Here is a 16056-nt window from a genome sequence, read left to right as displayed (position 1 = left end):
CCGGCGGACGGCGCGGCCCCCGTCGTGCGGCTGGCACTCGACCGCACCGGCACCGGACGATACTTCGACGTCGACCGCGAGACGCCCCTCGCCCCGGTGGCCGCCGACCCGGCGGCGGCGGGGAGGTTGTGGGCGCAGGCGGCGGAGCTGACCGGTGTCGCCTAGGCACCGGCGCGGCGAGGAGACCAGGGAGCGGCTGCTCGCCGCGGCGCTGGACCTCTACGAGCGGGAGGGCGCCGACGGCTTCACCATGACGGCGGTGACCGGTACGAGCGGTGTCAGCGTCGGCAGCCTCTACCACCACTTCGGCAGCTTCGACGGGCTGGCGGCGGCACTCTACGCCCGCTGCCTGTCCGGCCTCCTCGACGCCGTCCGCGACGCCCTCGACGCGCTGCCGCCGGGGGAGGGCGCGAAGCCCGCCGAGGGCGGCGAGGGTGCTGAGGCTCAGGGCGCTGAGAGTGCCGAGGGCGGCGAGGGTGCTGAGGCCGAGAGCCGTGAGGGCACCGGGGCCGAAGGCCGTGAGGACGTTGAACCCGAAGGCCGTGAGGGCACCGGGGCCGAAGGCCGCGAGGAGGCCGAGGCACGGGCCGCCGCCGGGATCGGGGCCGTGGTCACCGGTTATCTGGGGTTCACCCGCGAGCACAGGGCCGCCGCGCACTTCGTCCACGCCTCCGCCTACGCCGCCTTCCTCCCCGCGCACGCCGCCCTGGTCGCTGAGGAGAAGGAGCCCAGGCTGGCCGGGATCCTGGGCTGGCTGCGGCCGTACGCCGAGGCGGGGCTGGTGGTGGAGCTGCCGGACGCGCTGACGGAGATGCTGGTCGTCGGCCCGGTGGCGGAGACGGCCCGCCGGTGGCTGGCCGGTGCTCCCGGCATCGACCTGGACGAGGCGTGCCGGCTGCTCCCCGAGCGGATCTGGCGATCCCTGCGAGCCGACGTCTCGCCGTGACGCCCCGCCTCCGTGACCTGTGATCCGTGACCCCTGATCGGAATCGTCACCCCCGTGAGAGTTCGCCCCTTTGCGGAGAGTAAGGTTGCCCTGCTCTAATTTAGGTAAGGCTTTCCAACTATGGAGTGACGGTGTTCGCCAGCTACCTCATCGGATTGCGCGAAGGCCTGGAGGCCACGCTCGTCGTCTCCGTGCTCGTCGCGCTCCTCGTCAAAAGCGACCGGCGCGACCGGCTGCCCCTCGTGTGGGCCGGGGTCGGCGCCGCCCTCGTGCTGTCGGTCGCGTTCGGCGCGCTGCTCACCTTCACCGTCGCCCACCTGGAGTACCGGCAGCAGGAGCTGTTCGAGGCGATCACCTCGCTGCTCGCCACCGCGTTCGTCACCTGGATGATCTTCTGGATGCGTCGCGCCTCCCGTACCCTCTCCGGTGAGCTGCGCGCCAGGCTGAGCGAGGCCCTGGAGGTCGGCGCGACCGCGGTGGTCGTGATGGCCTTCCTCGCCGTGGCACGCGAGGGCCTGGAGACCGCGCTGCTGTTCTTCGCCTCCGTGCAGGGGGCCACCACCACCGCCGTACCGCTGATCGGGATCATCCTGGGCCTGCTCACCGCGATCGCGCTGGGCTGGGCCATCTACCGCAGCGCGATGCGGATCAACCTGACCAGGTTCTTCACCTGGACGGGCCTGCTGCTCATCCTGGTCGCCGCCGGCATCTTCAAGTACGGCGTGCACGACCTGCAGGAGGCCGGTGTCCTGCCGGGCCTGTCCAGTTACGCCTTCGACATCAGCGGTGTCATGCCCGCCGACTCCTGGTACGGCGCCCTGCTGGCCGGGCTGTTCAACATCACCCCGCAGCCGAGCGTGCTGGAGACGGTGGCGTGGGTCGCCTACGCGGTGCCGACGCTCGTCCTGTTCCTGAGGCCGCGTCCCGGCCGCCCGGCCGCCCGGCCCGCCGATTCCCCCGCGCCCCTCGCGTCCCCGGCCACCTCGCCCGCGGACTCCCCGCCCCCGGGCTCCTCGGCGTCCTCGGCGTCCCAGAATTCCCCGAGCTCCCCGAGCTCCCCGGCTTCCACGACCGACCCGCAGCCCGCGGGCTGAAACCGCTCGAACAGGACGACCATGCGTACTTCCCTTGCCATCGCCGCGAGTGCTCTCGCACTCGCCGGCCTCACCGCCTGCTCCGCCGAGCCGACCGCCTCCACCACGGGCGCCGGAGCGTCCGCCGCCCCCGCCAAGGGCGGCCCCGTCGCGGTGGCCGCCACCGACACCGAGTGCAAGGTCGCCGTCACCGAGGTGCCCGCGGGCACCTCGACGTTCGCGGTCACCAACGGCGGCAGCAAGGTGACCGAGTTCTACGTCTACGCCGCCGGTGACCGGGTCATGGGCGAGGTGGAGAACATCGTGCCCGGCCTCACCCGCGAGGTGATCGTGGAGCTGCCGGCCGGCAGCTACGAGACCGCCTGCAAGCCGGGCATGGTCGGCAAGGGTGTCCGAGGCCCGCTCAAGGTCACCGGTGAGCACAAGCCGCTCAGCGACGACGCCCAGCTCTCCGCCGCGACCGCCGGTTACAAGCGCTACATCAAGTCGCAGAGCGACACGCTGCTGACCAAGACGCAGGAGTTCGTCGACGCGGTCAAGGCCGAGGACATCGACAGGGCCAAGGAGCTCTTCCCCGTCTCCCGCACCTACTGGGAGCGGATCGAGCCGGTCGCGGAGATCTTCGGCGACCTCGACCCGGCCATCGACGCCCGTGAGAACGACGTGGCCGAGGGCGAGGAGTGGACCGGCTTCCACAAGATCGAGAAGGACCTCTGGGTCACCAAGGACGTCAGCGAGGACGGGCCGGTCGCCGACAAGCTGATGGCCGACATCAAGACCATCGTGGACCAGTCCAACGCGGCCGAGCTGTCGCCCGTGCTGCTCGCCAACGGCGCCAAGGGCCTGCTCGACGAGGTCGCCTCCGGTAAGATCACCGGCGAGGAGGACCGCTACTCGCACACCGACCTGTGGGACTTCGACGCCAACCTGCAGGGTTCGAAGGCCGCGGTCCAGGCACTCCGTCCCGTTCTGGAGGAGCGCGCCCCCGAGCTGGTGAAGACGCTGGACGAGAAGTTCGCCGGAGCCGAGGCCGCGCTCGGCGCCCACCGGAAGGGCGACGGCTGGAAGCTGCACACCGAGCTGTCCAAGGAAGACCTCAGGAAGCTGTCGGACGCGATCAACGCGCTCGCCGAGCCGATCAGCAAGATCGCCGCAGTGGTGGCCAAGTAGCGGACGGCGTGTCGCAGCCGCAGGGGAGAGAGGTTCGATGAGCGGGCGGATCAGCCGCAGGAAGCTGTTCGGGATGGGCGCCGCGGGCGTGGCGGTCGCCGGCGCGGGCGCCATCGCGGTGCGTGGGTCGGGGGGCGAGCCCGCCCCCACCCGGGCCGTCCTCGCCCCCGCCTCCGCCTCCGATCCCGTCCCCTTCTACGGCGAGCACCAGGCGGGCATCGTCACCCCGGCACAGGACCGGCTGCACTTCGTCTCGTTCGACGTGACGACGGAGAAGAAGGCGGAGCTCGCCGAGCTGCTGCAGGAGTGGACCGCCGCCGCGGCCAGGATGACGCAGGGTCAGGAGGCGGGCGCGTTCGGCGCGGTCGGCGGCCAGCCCGAGGCGCCGCCCGACGACACCGGCGAGGCCCTCGGCCTGCCCGCCTCCGGGCTCACGCTCACCGTCGGCTTCGGCGGGTCGCTGTTCGACGACCGGTTCGGGCTGGCCTCCCGCAGGCCGGCCGCGCTGGCCGACCTGCCGCACCTGCCCGGTGACGCGCTGCTGCCGGAGATCTCCGGCGGCGACCTGTGCGTGCAGGCGTGCGCGCACGACCCGCAGGTGGCGGTGCACGCCATCCGCAACCTGGCGCGCATCGGCTTCGGCCGGGTCTCGGTGCGCTGGTCCCAGCTCGGCTTCGGCCGTACGTCGTCGACCTCGCGCGCCCAGGCGACGCCGCGCAACCTGATGGGCTTCAAGGACGGCACCGCGAACCTCAAGCTGGAGGACGTGGCGCTGCTGAGGGACCAGCTCTGGGTGGGACCGGGCGACGGTGCCGACTGGATGACCGGGGGCAGCTACCTGGTGACCCGAAAGATCCGGATGCTGATCGAGACGTGGGACCGGGCGCCGCTGGCCGAGCAGGAGCAGATCTTCGGCCGGAACAAGGGGGAGGGGGCCCCGCTGGGCGGGAAGGCCGAGTTCGACGTGATCGACTTCGACGCCAAGGGACCCGACGGGGAAGCCCTGATCAAGGAAGACGCGCACGTACGGCTGGCGCACCCCTCCCACAACGGCGGCGCGCGCCTGCTGCGCCGCGGCTACAACTACGTGGACGGCTCCGACGGGCTGGGCCGCCTGGACGCCGGGCTGTTCTTCATCGCCTACCAGCGCGACCCCCACCGGCAGTTCGTCGCCGTGCAGAGGTCCCTGGCGGGCAAGGACTCCCTCAACGAGTACATCAAGCACGTCTCCAGCGGCCTGTTCGCCTGCCCTCCGGGCGTGCGCGACGCGGGCGACTACTGGGGCCGCGCCCTGTTCTCCTGAGTTCCCCCGGCTTCCGCGTCACCGGGGCGGGAGTCACCACCGGCGGGCGAGAATGTCGCCGGAGACGTCGGCGAAGGGCCACGTCAACAGGGAACCGGCCAAATCTCCACAGGCGGCGGACCCTGATCTCCACCGGCATCCTCGTCAGGCGGTTCAAGGCCGTCGTGGTGAGGGTCGCCGAAGGGCCCGCCTCGGAGCTAAGCGATGTCGAGAGCCGTGATCCGGTCGACGACGGCGTCGAGGTCGGCGCCGACGATGTCCGGTCGCGGGCCGATCGGACTCAGAACCATACCGGGACGCGCGACGAACGCGGCCTTGCAGCCCGCCGCGAGCGCACCGGCGATGTCCCACCAGTGCGCGGCCACCAGCCGCACCTCCGCGATGTCGACGTCGAAGGTTTTCGCCACGGCGAGGTAGGGCTCCTCGGCGGGTTTGAGCCGCTTGACGGAGTCAGCCGAGACAACGCCGTCGAAATGATCTCGAATGCCGCTGTTGACGAGCTGCGCCTCGGCGACCGTCGCCGGGGAGTTCGTCAGCGCCACCACGGTGAGCGAGGTCGGGCGCAGCCGCCGAAGAGCCCCCGCCACCTCCGGATGGGCGGGCAACGAGCTCATCAGGTTCACGATCCCGGATACGTCGCCGGAGGCGAGGTCACGGTCTTCCCGCTCGGCAAGCATTGACAAGGCGGCGTGCTGGGCCGCGCTGAAATTCACGTATTCGCCTGTCAGGCCGCCGACGAAGGAGAGCTGAAGCGCCTGCGCGAACCACTGCCCGCGCAGCTCGGCCGAGCCCAGCGCATCCTCGAACGCGGTGTCGAGCGCTCGCAGGTTCAGCAGCGTCTCGTTGACGTCGAACGCGATGACCTTGACCATGAGAAACCTCCCGATCGGTACGAGATGTTCACGGAGTCCCGCCGTTGGCGGGGAGCCCGCGCGGGTAGCCGATCACACCGGCGGCCTCCTCGGAGGCAAGCTCGCCGACGGCGCCACTGACCGGGGTGGCCGATCCGATCGGGGTCCGGCTTCGGAGCGCGGTCACCGGACCGTCCGTACGGCGGCCCGGCGCCGCAACGCGTACAGGAGGCCCGAGGCGGCGAAGAGCAGGAGGGTCACCGCCAGCCATCGCCAGACGTACGGGGCGGTGCTCAGCCCTGTCGCCTCCCGGTAGTTGTGCTCCGAGGCGCGCAGGATGAGGGGGAACCAGACGAGCAGCAGCAGGCCGGACAGCCCGGCGGGCACGCGCACGTGGTTGACCGGCGGAGGCCGGCGGCCGGCGGGCGGCGCCCGGAGTGGGCGCGCCGGGGGCCGCAGCCGTGACTGGACGGCGGTGTCGGCGTAGGAGTAAAGCGGGAGCAGCACCAGGTCGTGGAGGATCACGGCGCCGACGAACCACAGCAGGAACCCCACCCAGATCCCGGCGGCGACCACCCGGGTGGCGGCGTAGCCGGCCACCGCCAGACAGGCGGCCAGGGCGAGCAGGTGCCCCGGTCCGGCCCCGTAGGCGGTCGTCCACCGGCGCGGCTCCCCCCTGTGGTGGGTCACGAGAACGACCGGAAGTCGAGTTCGCGCACCCACTTGGTGTTGTGCACGCCGGGAGCGTTGGGCACGATGACCCGGGCCGGGAAGCCGTGGTCCATCGACAGGTCGGCGCCGTTGACCTGTAGCGCCAGCAGCGAGCGCGGGTCGGCCGTCTGCCGGGCGCTCAGCGACGCGTGGCCGAACACGCCGCCGCGCTGCAGCGAGCGGACGAAGACCCCGCTCCCGTCGGCGGCACCGGCGAGCCGGGCCAGGTCGGCCAGCCGTACACCGGTCCACTCCTGCTCGGTGGACCAGCCCTCCACGCAGGCGATCGGCAGCCGGTAAGTGTGCAGCGGCAGTGCCAGCAGGTCCGCGCGCGACAGCCGTACCGGACGTGGCCCGGTCAGGGCCAGCCGCCAGCCGGGACCGGTCTCGGCCTCCCTGATGCCCATGGCGGCCGCGGTCTTGTTCACCTGGAAGTCGTTCGGGCCCGGACCGTACGTGCGGCCGTGCGGGGCCAGCAGCGCGGTGCCGCGCAACGGCCCGTCGACGGTCTGGCCGACGGACAGGCCGAACATCGTCAGCGAACCACCGCCGACGAAGGCCAGCAGGCCGCGCCGGGAGATGGTGGGCGGCGCCGGGGCGACGGGCACCAGCCCGTCGGGATCGGGAGGTTCCGGGTGGGTGTCGCGCAGGCGGGTGCGCAGTTCCTGCCGGAAGCCGCGGGATCGCAGAGCGGTGATCGCCCGGGGCAGTTTGAGGATGACGTGCGCCACGAGTGCGGCCAGGAAGATCCAGGCGCCGTACAGGTGGGCCGGGTAGAAGGAGAACGGGAAGACGTAGAGCAGCTGGATATTCAGGATCCCGGTGACGAACTGGAAGACCACGCCCCCGACCAGGAGCAGCAGGCCGGCCCGCTCCAGCAACTGGGCCGGGGAGCGGGCCGGCGGCCAGGCGAACAGCTTGGGGATCACCGACCACAGCTTGGCCAGCAGCAGTGGCACCAAGGTCAGCCCCAGGATGACGTGGACTCCCTGGTTGAGCCGGTACAGCCAGACCGGATGGGTCGGCCAGTCGAAGAGATAGAAGCCCAGCAGCCCTCTCTCCGGAGTGATGTCGTTGCCGGGTAGCCGCGGATTGTAGGCGGCATAGGAAACCAGACCCGTGAGGGCCACGATCGGAATCCCCGCCAGCAGCACCAGACCGAACACCGCCGTCAGCCACGGCCCCCGCAGCGGGCTGCGCCAGAACTCCGGGCGGAACGGGCCTCGTGGCCAGACCCTCCCCCGCGGGGTTCCCTCGCCTTTCGCGGGTTCGCCCCCGGCGGGGCCGCGCTCGCGAGATGCGCCCGACACTGACCACCTCCAAAGCCGGTGCCGTCGTGAGACGACCACTTTGTCGGCCCGCTGGTGGTCCTCACCGGAAGAAGCCGTGCTCAAAGCCTCTCCTCCTTCCGTTTCACCAGGTCCGTAGGCGGCTCTTGTCTCGATCGTCGTTCGCCGGGCGATTTCATCGAACTCGCCGGGGATCGCCTCGTGCGCGGTGAGTCCATCGTCTACGACCGGCTGCCGGCTGCTCGGCCCGCTGTCGGTCACGCTCATACGGCCCGCCGCCGCCTCCCGTCCCGTGGCCTGGCGCCGCTTTCCCGGACGCGGGTGCGCTGTCAGCGAAGGCTCGCGAACCATCGGCCCGCCTCCTGCCAGTGCTCGGTCACCGGGAAGCCGCCGGCCAGTGCCAGACGCGCGATGTCGGTCACCGAGACCCGGGCCCAGCCGAACCAGCCGCCGGCCGTCTCCCCGTTGCACAGCCGTATCCGGTCCACCCGGCTGGCCGTGCCCGGTCCCTCCACCTCCGCGAGGACCTCGCCGCCCGGCCGGACCAGCTGTCTGACCCTGCGTACCAGGGCGGCCGGGTCGCCGCCGATGCCGATGTTGCCGTCGGCGAGAAGCACGGTCGCCCACCGGCCGCTGCTCGGAACCCGGTCGAAGACATCACGGCAGAGGGCGAGGCCTCCGGCGCGACGGGTCAGGTGGACGGCATGGGGGGTGACGTCGATACCCAGCGCGGGGACGCCTCTGCGCGTCAGCGCGACGGTGAGCCGTCCGGGCCCGGAGCCGACGTCCAGCGTCGGACCGACGCAGCGGGCCAGCATGGCCTCGTCGCCGTCGATCGGCTCGAACCAGCGATCCGGCTTCAGCGGCTCCACGGTCCCGTCGACGTACTCGATCTCGGTAGCCGTACCGGTCAGAGACTTCGCGTAAAGTTCGCCGATCATCGGGAGGCTACCGCCTCGATGACCGCCAGGGCCTCGGCGAAGCGGGATCCGGGCGCCTGCGCCGCGACGTGGAAGGCGTCGGAGGCGATGTCGACGTCGTCCAGCTCCGGCATATGGGCCACGTCCAGCCCGGCCTCGTGCAGGCGCCGCAGCTGGGTGGCGCCGGTGGTGCGCCGCGACATCGTCACGCCGAGCAGCAGGGACGGGTCAGGGTGACGCAACCCGAGCAGCCAGAAGCCTCCGTCGGACGCCGGCCCGTACACCGCGTCGTGAGCGGCCAGCAGGGTGACGGCGGTGTCCAGCAGTCCCGGAGTGACCTGGGGGGTGTCCATGCCGATCAGGATCACGGGCAGCCGGTACAGCCGGTGGGCGTCGTGGAAGGCGGAGGCCAGGCGCTGGTCGAGGCCGTCGCCACGCTGGGGTATCACGGTGAAGCCGCCCGGGAGCCAGATGCCGGGGAGCCCTTCGAGCGCGAGCACCCGCCGGCAGACCCGCGTCGCGGCCACGGCGTGCAGCGTGTCCCGCAGGGCGGCGGCCGCCAGGCAGGCGGCCTGGACGGGGGTGAACGGCGGGGTCAGCCGGGTCTTCACCCGCCCGGCCACCGGCTCCTTGGCGATGACCACGATCTGCGCGGCGCTCATGTCGTCTCCTCCATGACGCGGCGCATGTCGGCGATCGCCCGAAGGGTGCCGCGCACGGTGCCGGTCACCTTGGAGCGCCCCACCCGCGGCAGGTAGTCGACCTCGGCCTCGGTGATCCGCCAGCCGGCCGCGGCCGCGCGCAGCACCATCTCCAGGGGGTAGCCGAACCGGCGGTCGGCCAGCTCCAGCCCGACCAGCCCGGCGCGTTTGCAGGCGCGCATCGGACCCAGGTCGCGCAGTGGGGCGCCGGTGCGGCGCCGCAGGCGCGCGGCCAGTACGGCGTTGGCGACCCGGGCGTGAACGGGCCCGCAGTGAGGCATCCGGCGACCGAGTACGAGGTCGCTCTCACCCGCCATGACCGGGCCGGCCACCCGTGGCAGCTGGCCCGGGTCGAGCGAGGCGTCGGCGTCCATGAAGCACACGACCTCGGCGGTCGAGGCCAGCAACCCGGCATGGCAGGCGGCGCCGAACCCGCGTCGCGGCTCGCTCACCACCAGTGCGCCGTGCTCGGCGGCGACACCGGCCGAGCCGTCGGTGGAACCGTTGTCGACCACGATCGGGCGATAGCCGTGCGGCATCCGGCCGAGCACCCAGGAGAGCGCGGCCTCCTCATTCAGACATGGAAGTACCACGTCGATCTTCATGGCTTCGAGGGTAGGACGGAAAGCGACGATCACCTCTTACGAAGCGGTGACGTGTCCCGGCGGACGGCCGGCTCGGCCATACCTTGGGAAGGTGGTTCACAACTCGGGGCAGCGGATCGAAGCGCAGAGGCACACCTTTTGAATAGTTCCTCACCGGATATTCCTGGCATGTCATCGACCGGAGCCACGGTCGTGACGCGAGGCGTCCATGCCGAGCGTTCTCTCCGTGGGAGGACGGCACGCGCGCTCTGGATCTGGGCGCTGCTGATCGCCGGTTCCTTCGCCGCGGGCGCGATCCTGCACGCCCTCGGTGTGCTCAGCATCGACCATCTGCCGCCGCTGCACGGGCATTTCCGCGTGCCGGCCCTCACGCTGCTGCCCGCCGCCGCGTTCGGAGGCGCCGCCGTCCTGTTCCTGCCAGTCCTCGCGGCGCGGCTGGGTTTCAGACGCGCCCTGCTCGTGTCCTACGGCTGCGCGCTGGCCTGGACGGTGCTGCTGGCGATCTCCGCCGACGGGCTGGCCGCTCCGCTGACCCACCCGCAGGACTATCTGGCGGTGCTGCCCGAGGTGGGCGACGACCCGCTGGGCTGGCTGGCCTCATTCACCCGTCACCTGCCGGACTACCCCACCCACGTGCGCGGGCACCCGCCGCTGCCCGTACTGGTGCTCTGGTCGCCGGCCGCGCTCGGGCTGTCCGGACCGCTGTGGGCGGCGCTGCTGGTCGTCGCGGTCGGTTGCTCGGCGACCGTGGCGATCGCGCTGACGGTGCGGGAGCTGGGCGGGGAGCGGGCGGCCCGGAGGGCACTGCCGTACCTGGCGCTCACCCCGGCCTCGGTCTGGATCGCCACCAGCATGGACGCCTTCTTCGCCGGGGTGGGCGCGTGGGGCGTGGCACTCCTGGTGCTCGGCGGACGTGGCCGGATCGCGCGAAGGGCCGGTTGCGGGGCCGGTGCCGGAGTGCTGCTCGGTGCGCTGCCGTACCTCAGCTACGGATTGGTCCCCTACCTGCTGATCCCCGTGGTCGTCGCGGTCGTCGCCCGCGTGCCGCGCGAGGCCGTGCTCACGGCCCTGACCGGTGCCGTGGCGGTGACCGCCGCCTTCGCCGCCGCGGGCTTCCTGTGGCCCGCCGGGGTGCTGGCCACTCACGCCGAGTGGGCGGCCGACCCGGGCGCCGCCCGGCCCTATCTGTACTTCCTGTTCGCCAACCTGGGCGTGCTGGCCATGCTCACGGGGCCGGCCACCGCCGCGGGCCTGACGCGGCCCGGCCCGGGCGGGGTGCGCGCCGTGGTGGCGGCCGCCGTGGTGGCGGTGCTCGCGCTTGATGTCAGTGGCGTGACCCGGGGCGAAGTGGAACGCATCTGGGTGCCCTACGCGTTGTGGATCGGCCTGGCCGCGAGCCTGGCGCCCGGCAGGCGGTGGCCGGCCGCCCAGGTCGTGACGGGGTTACTGTTGCAGGGACTGGTTCTCTCGCCCTGGTGAGCCGTTCCCGCGACACGTCCTGCCCCCCGACGTCGCCCCCTCGACGTCATCGCGGGCGCGTCATCCCAGCGGGGCGGTGGCGAACTCCTTCATTCCCTCCGCGAAGGCGACCTCCGCGGCGAACCCCAGTTTCCTGTGGGCACGCGCCGGCGAGGCCACGATATGGCGCACGTCACCCAGCCGGTACTCGCCGGTGATCACCGGGACGGGGCCGCCGCGCTGCTCGGCGAGAGCCGCGGCCATCTCGCCCACGGTGTGCGGCTCGCCGCTGGCGATGTTGTAGGCGGCCAGCGAGCCCGGCTCCCCGCTGTCCAGCGCGGCCACGTTGGCCCTGGCGACGTCCCGCACATGGACGAAGTCGCGACGCTGACCGCCGTCCTCGAAGACGCGCGGCGCGCGTCCCGCCTCCAGCGCCGAGCGGAAGATGGCCGCCACCCCCGCGTACGGGGTGTCACGCGGCATCCGCGGGCCGTACACGTTGTGATAACGCAGCGCGACGGCGGTGCCACCGGTCTCGCGCGCCCAGTTCGCCGCCAAGTGCTCCTGGGCGAGTTTGGTGGTGGCGTAGGCGTTGCGGGGATCCATCGGCGTGTACTCGTCGATGGCGGCCGACGCCACCTGGGCGCCGCATCGCGGGCAGCGCGGCTCGAAGGATCCCCGGTCCAGATCCGTGACCGCCCGCGGCCCCGGCCGCACCCGGCCGTGGTCGGCGCAGTCGTAGGCGCCCTCCCCGTACACCACCATCGACGAGGCCAGCACCAGCCTCGCCACGCCGTGGCGGGCCATCGCGGCCAGGAGTACGGCGGTGCCGTACACGTTCACCGACGCGTAGTCGGGCAGGTCTGCCACGTCCACGCCGAGCCCGACCTTGGCCGCCTGGTGCACCACGGCGTCCGCCTCACCCAGAGGCTCGTCCAGTGCCGTGCCGTCCCGCACGTCGGTGCCGGTGCGCAGGTCGAGGCCGATCACGTCGTGGCCGGCGGCTTGGAGGGCTTCGGCCACGTGACCGCCGATGAACCCGGCCGCGCCGGTGAGCAGTATCTTCACCCGGCGAGGGTATGCGGTGACGCCGCTGTCACGACGGTCCGGCACACAGACGTTCGCGGACGGTAAGAATTCCAGGACCGGACGGCCACCGCGCGGATCGCGGGGCCGCCGGTGTCGTTCACGCCGCGCGTTCGAGGTTCCGGCGGAACCGGGCCGGCGTCGATCCGGTCGCCAGGTGGAACGCCCGGCTGAACGCTGACTCGGAACGGTACCCCACCTCGGCGGCGACCGAGGCGACCGTACGCTCGGTGTCGATGAGCAGTTCCGCCGCGGTCATCAGCCGGACGTGCGTGAGGAACGCGCCGACGGTCATTCCGGTGCTGCGGGAGAAGTGCCGGATGAACGTGGCCCGCGCCATCGCCGCCACGCGCGTCAGGCGGGCGATCGGCCAGTCGGCGCCGGGATCTCGCAGCACCTCGTCGATGACGGCACGGATCCGCTCGTCGTGGGCGGCGGTCCACAGCGCCGGTTCGGCGAGCCGCCCGCCCGATTTCCGCAGCACCATCGCGAGCAGCGCGTTGCAGAGGGCCGAGAGGACGGCGGCGGTGCCGGGCCCGTCGTCCCACGCCTCCCGTCGCATGATCCCGCCCAGCATCCGAACGATCTCGTCCACCTCGCCGGATTCCGCGAAGGACACATGTAAGGGGTGGGGAAGGCTCCGGAAGAGCATGGCCCCCGCGCCGGGGCCGAACGAGTAGTGCCCGCAGAAGAGGTCGATCACGCCCTCCCCCGTCCGGCTGCGGACGGTGGAGAACGCGCCACCGGGAGTTTCGGACACCCCCTGAGCGGGCCCGGATCCGGTGGTGCGAACGCGGTGCGGCGTGTCGCGGGGGAGGAGCACGACGTCGCCCGGACGGAGCTCGACGCGCCGATCGGGGAGCTCGAGCGTGCACACGCCGTCGAGCAGGAGGTGAAAGGCCGCATCACCATCACCCCGGGCGGGAATGTCCATGACGGTCGCGCCGGCCAGAAGGCAGCGCTTGTCCAGGGTCGCCTGCGCTCTCGCCAGGCGGACAAGGTGACTGACTGAATCCATGATGAGACGCTCGCGAGGAAAAATGAGATTAATACGCCTTGTGAGCTCAATCCTATATATCGAAACTGGAATTATGGACACCACGAACGACACTCTTCATGCCGATCTTCTCGTTATCGGTTTCGGCAAGGGCGGCAAGGCCGTCGCGAGGACGATGGGCGGCCGCGGCAAGCGCGTGGTGCTCGTCGAGCGGTCGGAGCGGATGTACGGAGGGACCTGCCCCAACGTCGGCTGCGTGCCGACGAAGGCGCTGGTCCACCACGCGGGCAAGCGCCGGGGGAGTGACCCGCCGCAGGAGTGGTACGAACGCTCCGTCGAAGAGGTGCAGGCACTCACCGCTCTGTTCCGCAGGGGCAACTACGAGGCGATGAACGACGCCGAGACCGTGACGCTCGTCACCGGCCAGGCCACGTTCGTCGACCCGCACACCGTCGCCGTCGAGGCGGGCGGCGAACGCCTCACGATCTCCGCCGAGACCATCCTGATCAACACGGGTGCCGAGACGATCATCCCCGACACGCCCGGCATGAGGGAGAGCAAGCGCACCCTGACCAGCACCGGTCTGATCGAGACGACGATCCTGCCGGAACGGCTCGCGATCGTGGGCGGTGGATACATCGGCATCGAGTTCGCCTCGATCTACCGCCGGTTCGGCTCGCGGGTCACCGTGTTCGAGACCTCTTCGAGGATCCTGGGCCGCGAGGACGACGAGGCCGCCGCCGTCGCCGAGGGCATCCTCACGGACGACGGCATCGAGATCGTCAAGGGCGCGCACGTCACGGAGGTCCGCGATGGTGAGACCGGCGCGACCGTCGTCTACGAGAAGGACGGGCGGCGGCACACCCTCGAAGCCGACACCATCCTCGCCGCCACCGGTCGAGCGCCGGTCACCCGCGGCCTCGGGCTGGAGGCCGCCGGCGTCCGCACGACCGAACGCGGGGCGGTCGAGGTCGACGAGTATCTGCGCACGAGCCGGCCGCACATCTACGCTCTCGGTGACGTCCGCGGCGGGCCGCAGCACACCTACCTCTCCCTCGACGACAGCCGCGTCGTCCTCGACCAGCTCGTCGGCGAGGGCCGTCGCTCGGTGTCGGACCGGGTCGCGGTTCCCCGCACCCTGTTCATGACCCCGCCGCTCGCGGCCGTCGGTCTCACCGAGAAGGAGGCCAGAGCCGCGGGACACCGGGTGAGGATCGCGAGCAAGCCCGTCGCCGAGATCGTGGCGATGCCCCGCGCGTACATCGTCGAGGAGATCCGCGGATTCATGAAGTTCGTGATCGACGCCGAGACGGACGAGATCCTCGGAGCCGTCCTGCTCAGCGTCGACGCGCAGGAACTCGTCAACACGGTCGCGCTCGCCATGCGGCACGGCGTCAAGGCTGCCGAACTCCGCGACGCCGTCTACAACCACCCCACCTCGACCGAGGCGTTCAACGAGGTGCTCGCCACCATCGTGCGCGCCGACGAGCCGTTCGAACGCCCCTCCGGCGGTGGATCCCCGGCCTGCTGAACGGGTGGGAGACCCCCGGTCCTCGTGCGGGCGGCGGTGCCGGGCAAGCGAGGTGACGCGGCTAGGGTTTGCGGGCGACGCCGCCGGCGCACGCCACCTCGGGAGCGTCGCCCCAGGGGGTGGGATCCGGCCGCCACCGCTGCACCGGTACGACACCGGGCTCCAGCAGCGTCAGGCCGTCGAAGTAGCGGGTGATGAGTTCGGGGCTGCGCGGCGTGTAGGCGACCACGCCGCTCCCCGAGTTGTGGCGGCGCATCGCCTCGACGTACGCCGGGTCGGTGTCGACGCCGTCGTAGAGCGCCAGGTAACTGCCCGAGGGCAGGTCCCGCATCAACCGGCGCACGATCGAGAACGCCTCGTCGTGGTCGCCGATCAGGCCCATGATGCCCATCAGCATGAGCGCGGTGGGCCGGCCGAAGTCCAGCGTCCTCGCGGCCTCCCGCAGGATGTGCTCGGGGTCGCGCACGTCCGACTCGATGTAGTCGGTGGCGCCCTCGGGCGTGCTGGTGAGCAGCGCACGGGCGTGCACCAGCACCAGGGGGTCGTTGTCCACGTAGACGACGCGCGACTCCGGCGCCACCCGCTGGGCGACCTCGTGGGTGTTGTCGACGGTGGGCAGCCCGGTGCCGATGTCCAGGAACTGGCGGATGCCCGCCTCGCCGGCCAGGTGACGCACCACGCGGGCGAGCATGTACCGGGAGTGGCGGGCGACGTCGACCATGCCGGGGAAGACGGCGGACACCCTCTCGCCCGCCTCACGGTCGACGGCGAAGTTGTCCTTCCCGCCCAGCAGGTAGTTCCAGATGCGAGCCGAGTGCGGCACCTCGGCGTCGATCCGTTCCATCCCGGGCCTCCGCTCGTCCTCTGACGAACGGGATGACGGGTTCGAGACGGTCGGCTCATCGGCCATGAGGGGATCTCCTGCCTTCGGGTGTCCTTCAGGGAGATTACGCCCATCTGTGGACCTTGACCCCGAATTATATGATCTTGGTTCCGTGCTGTCCGGCCGGAACCCGGCGCCGTGCGCCGATCGAGGGAGAACGCACCAGGTGGATGGGATACTACGGACATAACCGACACTGTGAAGGGCCCGGCGAGTTACTCCCCCCCGATCGAGAAGAAGTACGGCCGCCCGATCGCCGAGTGGCGGGAGCTCATCCGCTCCTCGCCCCTGACCAGGCACATGGAACTCGTCTCCTGGCACAGGACCGAGCACGGCCTGGGGCACGGCCACGCCAACGCCCTCGTCGCGCACACCCTCGCCGAGGCCGACGGCACGTGAACCGTCCCGGGCTCGCGGGGGATCCGGCCGGTTGACCCCGAAGGGGCCGGGAGAGCCCGAACCCGGAGTTCCGGTTCTCACCGGCCCTTCTCACCGGCCCTCCTCGCACCCC

At 71.6% G+C, this 16056-nt stretch carries 18 protein-coding genes (1 of these 18 only partly in view); 8 read left to right on the top strand and 10 right to left on the bottom strand.

Features of this window, described 5'->3' with window-relative positions; translation table 11 throughout:
• The 5 genes from ACFFRH_RS26590 to efeB all read left to right on the top strand — a co-directional run.
• A protein-coding gene (locus ACFFRH_RS26590; RefSeq protein WP_344748782.1) for an SDR family NAD(P)-dependent oxidoreductase crosses the window boundary here: on the top strand, positions 1-165 show its 3' end. 621 nt of this gene lie to the left of the window's left edge; the window shows 165 of its 786 coding nt (coding positions 622-786); its start codon lies off the left edge, out of view; its stop codon occupies positions 163-165.
• Entirely contained in the window at positions 155-946 is a 792-nt protein-coding gene (locus ACFFRH_RS26585; RefSeq protein ID WP_386160332.1) for a TetR/AcrR family transcriptional regulator, read from the top strand. The genes ACFFRH_RS26590 and ACFFRH_RS26585 overlap by 11 nt, the downstream gene beginning before the upstream one ends.
• Positions 947-1077: 131 nt before the next feature.
• The gene (gene efeU / locus ACFFRH_RS26580; RefSeq protein ID WP_344748784.1) at positions 1078-2040 is read left to right on the top strand and encodes an iron uptake transporter permease EfeU; all 963 of its coding nucleotides are present in this window, start codon (positions 1078-1080) and stop codon (positions 2038-2040) included.
• A 21-nt stretch (positions 2041-2061) separates the two neighbouring features.
• Positions 2062-3210 carry an iron uptake system protein EfeO gene (efeO, locus tag ACFFRH_RS26575; protein ID WP_344748785.1) on the top strand — a complete coding sequence of 383 codons (1149 nt, stop codon included), beginning with the start codon at positions 2062-2064 and terminating at the stop codon, positions 3208-3210.
• Between the two features lie 37 nt (positions 3211-3247).
• Positions 3248-4513 (top strand): iron uptake transporter deferrochelatase/peroxidase subunit, encoded by a 1266-nt coding sequence (gene efeB / locus ACFFRH_RS26570; protein ID WP_344748786.1) that lies wholly within the window; start codon positions 3248-3250, stop codon positions 4511-4513.
• Between the two features lie 197 nt (positions 4514-4710).
• On the opposite strand, the gene ACFFRH_RS26565 is transcribed toward efeB, so the two are convergent.
• The 7 genes from ACFFRH_RS26565 to ACFFRH_RS26535 all read right to left on the bottom strand — a co-directional run bounded on the left by ACFFRH_RS26565 (position 4711) and on the right by ACFFRH_RS26535 (position 9590).
• Complete coding sequence (locus ACFFRH_RS26565) at positions 4711-5385, bottom strand: haloacid dehalogenase type II (RefSeq protein ID WP_344748787.1); 675 nt, start codon at positions 5383-5385, stop codon at positions 4711-4713.
• Between the two features lie 28 nt (positions 5386-5413).
• A complete protein-coding gene (locus ACFFRH_RS26560; RefSeq protein ID WP_344748788.1) occupies positions 5414-5551 on the bottom strand; it encodes a hypothetical protein in 138 nt (45 codons plus the stop codon).
• A complete protein-coding gene (locus tag ACFFRH_RS26555) occupies positions 5548-6054 on the bottom strand; it encodes a hypothetical protein (protein WP_344748789.1) in 507 nt (168 codons plus the stop codon). Before ACFFRH_RS26555 ends, ACFFRH_RS26560 begins: the two co-directional genes overlap by 4 nt.
• Entirely contained in the window at positions 6051-7385 is a 1335-nt protein-coding gene (locus ACFFRH_RS26550) for a molybdopterin-dependent oxidoreductase (RefSeq protein WP_344748790.1), read from the bottom strand. The genes ACFFRH_RS26555 and ACFFRH_RS26550 overlap by 4 nt, the downstream gene beginning before the upstream one ends.
• A gap of 308 nt (positions 7386-7693) precedes the next feature.
• Positions 7694-8305, bottom strand: coding sequence for a class I SAM-dependent methyltransferase (locus ACFFRH_RS26545; protein WP_344748791.1), 612 nt, complete (start codon positions 8303-8305; stop codon positions 7694-7696).
• Entirely contained in the window at positions 8302-8946 is a 645-nt protein-coding gene (locus ACFFRH_RS26540; protein ID WP_344748792.1) for a TIGR04282 family arsenosugar biosynthesis glycosyltransferase, read from the bottom strand. The genes ACFFRH_RS26545 and ACFFRH_RS26540 overlap by 4 nt, the downstream gene beginning before the upstream one ends.
• Positions 8943-9590, bottom strand: a complete 648-nt coding sequence (locus ACFFRH_RS26535) for a glycosyltransferase family 2 protein (protein ID WP_386160327.1) — start codon at positions 9588-9590, stop codon at positions 8943-8945. Before ACFFRH_RS26535 ends, ACFFRH_RS26540 begins: the two co-directional genes overlap by 4 nt.
• Before the next feature lie 168 nt (positions 9591-9758).
• Between ACFFRH_RS26535 and ACFFRH_RS26530 the strand changes: the two genes are divergently transcribed.
• Positions 9759-11069, top strand: a complete 1311-nt coding sequence (locus ACFFRH_RS26530; protein WP_344748794.1) for a hypothetical protein — start codon at positions 9759-9761, stop codon at positions 11067-11069.
• 60 nt (positions 11070-11129) lie between these two features.
• On the opposite strand, the gene ACFFRH_RS26525 is transcribed toward ACFFRH_RS26530, so the two are convergent.
• The gene (locus tag ACFFRH_RS26525) at positions 11130-12116 is read right to left on the bottom strand and encodes an NAD-dependent epimerase/dehydratase family protein (RefSeq protein ID WP_344748795.1); all 987 of its coding nucleotides are present in this window, start codon (positions 12114-12116) and stop codon (positions 11130-11132) included.
• A 118-nt stretch (positions 12117-12234) separates the two neighbouring features.
• Positions 12235-13152, bottom strand: a complete 918-nt coding sequence (locus ACFFRH_RS26520; RefSeq protein WP_344748796.1) for a cupin domain-containing protein — start codon at positions 13150-13152, stop codon at positions 12235-12237.
• A 73-nt stretch (positions 13153-13225) separates the two neighbouring features.
• Between ACFFRH_RS26520 and ACFFRH_RS26515 the strand changes: the two genes are divergently transcribed.
• Complete coding sequence (locus tag ACFFRH_RS26515) at positions 13226-14662, top strand: FAD-dependent oxidoreductase (RefSeq protein WP_344748797.1); 1437 nt, start codon at positions 13226-13228, stop codon at positions 14660-14662.
• Between the two features lie 61 nt (positions 14663-14723).
• On the opposite strand, the gene ACFFRH_RS26510 is transcribed toward ACFFRH_RS26515, so the two are convergent.
• Positions 14724-15506, bottom strand: coding sequence for an SAM-dependent methyltransferase (locus tag ACFFRH_RS26510; RefSeq protein ID WP_344748798.1), 783 nt, complete (start codon positions 15504-15506; stop codon positions 14724-14726).
• 237 nt (positions 15507-15743) lie between these two features.
• On the opposite strand from ACFFRH_RS26510, the gene ACFFRH_RS26505 reads away from it, so the two are divergent.
• Entirely contained in the window at positions 15744-15944 is a 201-nt protein-coding gene (locus ACFFRH_RS26505; RefSeq protein ID WP_425581845.1) for a DUF4287 domain-containing protein, read from the top strand.
• The last annotated feature ends 112 nt before the right edge of the window (positions 15945-16056 follow it).

Source organism: Streptosporangium vulgare, from assembly GCF_042428775.1.
GTDB classification, from domain to species: domain Bacteria; phylum Actinomycetota; class Actinomycetes; order Streptosporangiales; family Streptosporangiaceae; genus Streptosporangium; species Streptosporangium vulgare.
The sequence above is the reverse complement of the archived record's forward strand: the minus strand, read 5'-3'. Positions and strand labels throughout refer to the sequence as shown.

Bases quoted from the DNA above. Each gene is read 5' to 3' on its own strand.
- ACFFRH_RS26515 (WP_344748797.1), top strand. From the start codon at position 13,226: ATGGACACCACGAACGACACTCTTCATGCCGATCTTCTCGTTATCGGT.
- efeB (WP_344748786.1), top strand. From the start codon at position 3,248: ATGAGCGGGCGGATCAGCCGCAGGAAGCTGTTCGGGATGGGCGCCGCG.
- ACFFRH_RS26545 (WP_344748791.1), bottom strand. From the start codon at position 8,305: ATGATCGGCGAACTTTACGCGAAGTCTCTGACCGGTACGGCTACCGAG.
- ACFFRH_RS26535 (WP_386160327.1), bottom strand. From the start codon at position 9,590: ATGAAGATCGACGTGGTACTTCCATGTCTGAATGAGGAGGCCGCGCTC.
- ACFFRH_RS26530 (WP_344748794.1), top strand. From the start codon at position 9,759: ATGTCATCGACCGGAGCCACGGTCGTGACGCGAGGCGTCCATGCCGAG.
- ACFFRH_RS26565 (WP_344748787.1), bottom strand. From the start codon at position 5,385: ATGGTCAAGGTCATCGCGTTCGACGTCAACGAGACGCTGCTGAACCTG.
- ACFFRH_RS26540 (WP_344748792.1), bottom strand. From the start codon at position 8,946: ATGAGCGCCGCGCAGATCGTGGTCATCGCCAAGGAGCCGGTGGCCGGG.
- efeO (WP_344748785.1), top strand. From the start codon at position 2,062: ATGCGTACTTCCCTTGCCATCGCCGCGAGTGCTCTCGCACTCGCCGGC.
- ACFFRH_RS26520 (WP_344748796.1), bottom strand. From the start codon at position 13,152: ATGGATTCAGTCAGTCACCTTGTCCGCCTGGCGAGAGCGCAGGCGACC.
- ACFFRH_RS26510 (WP_344748798.1), bottom strand. From the start codon at position 15,506: ATGGAACGGATCGACGCCGAGGTGCCGCACTCGGCTCGCATCTGGAAC.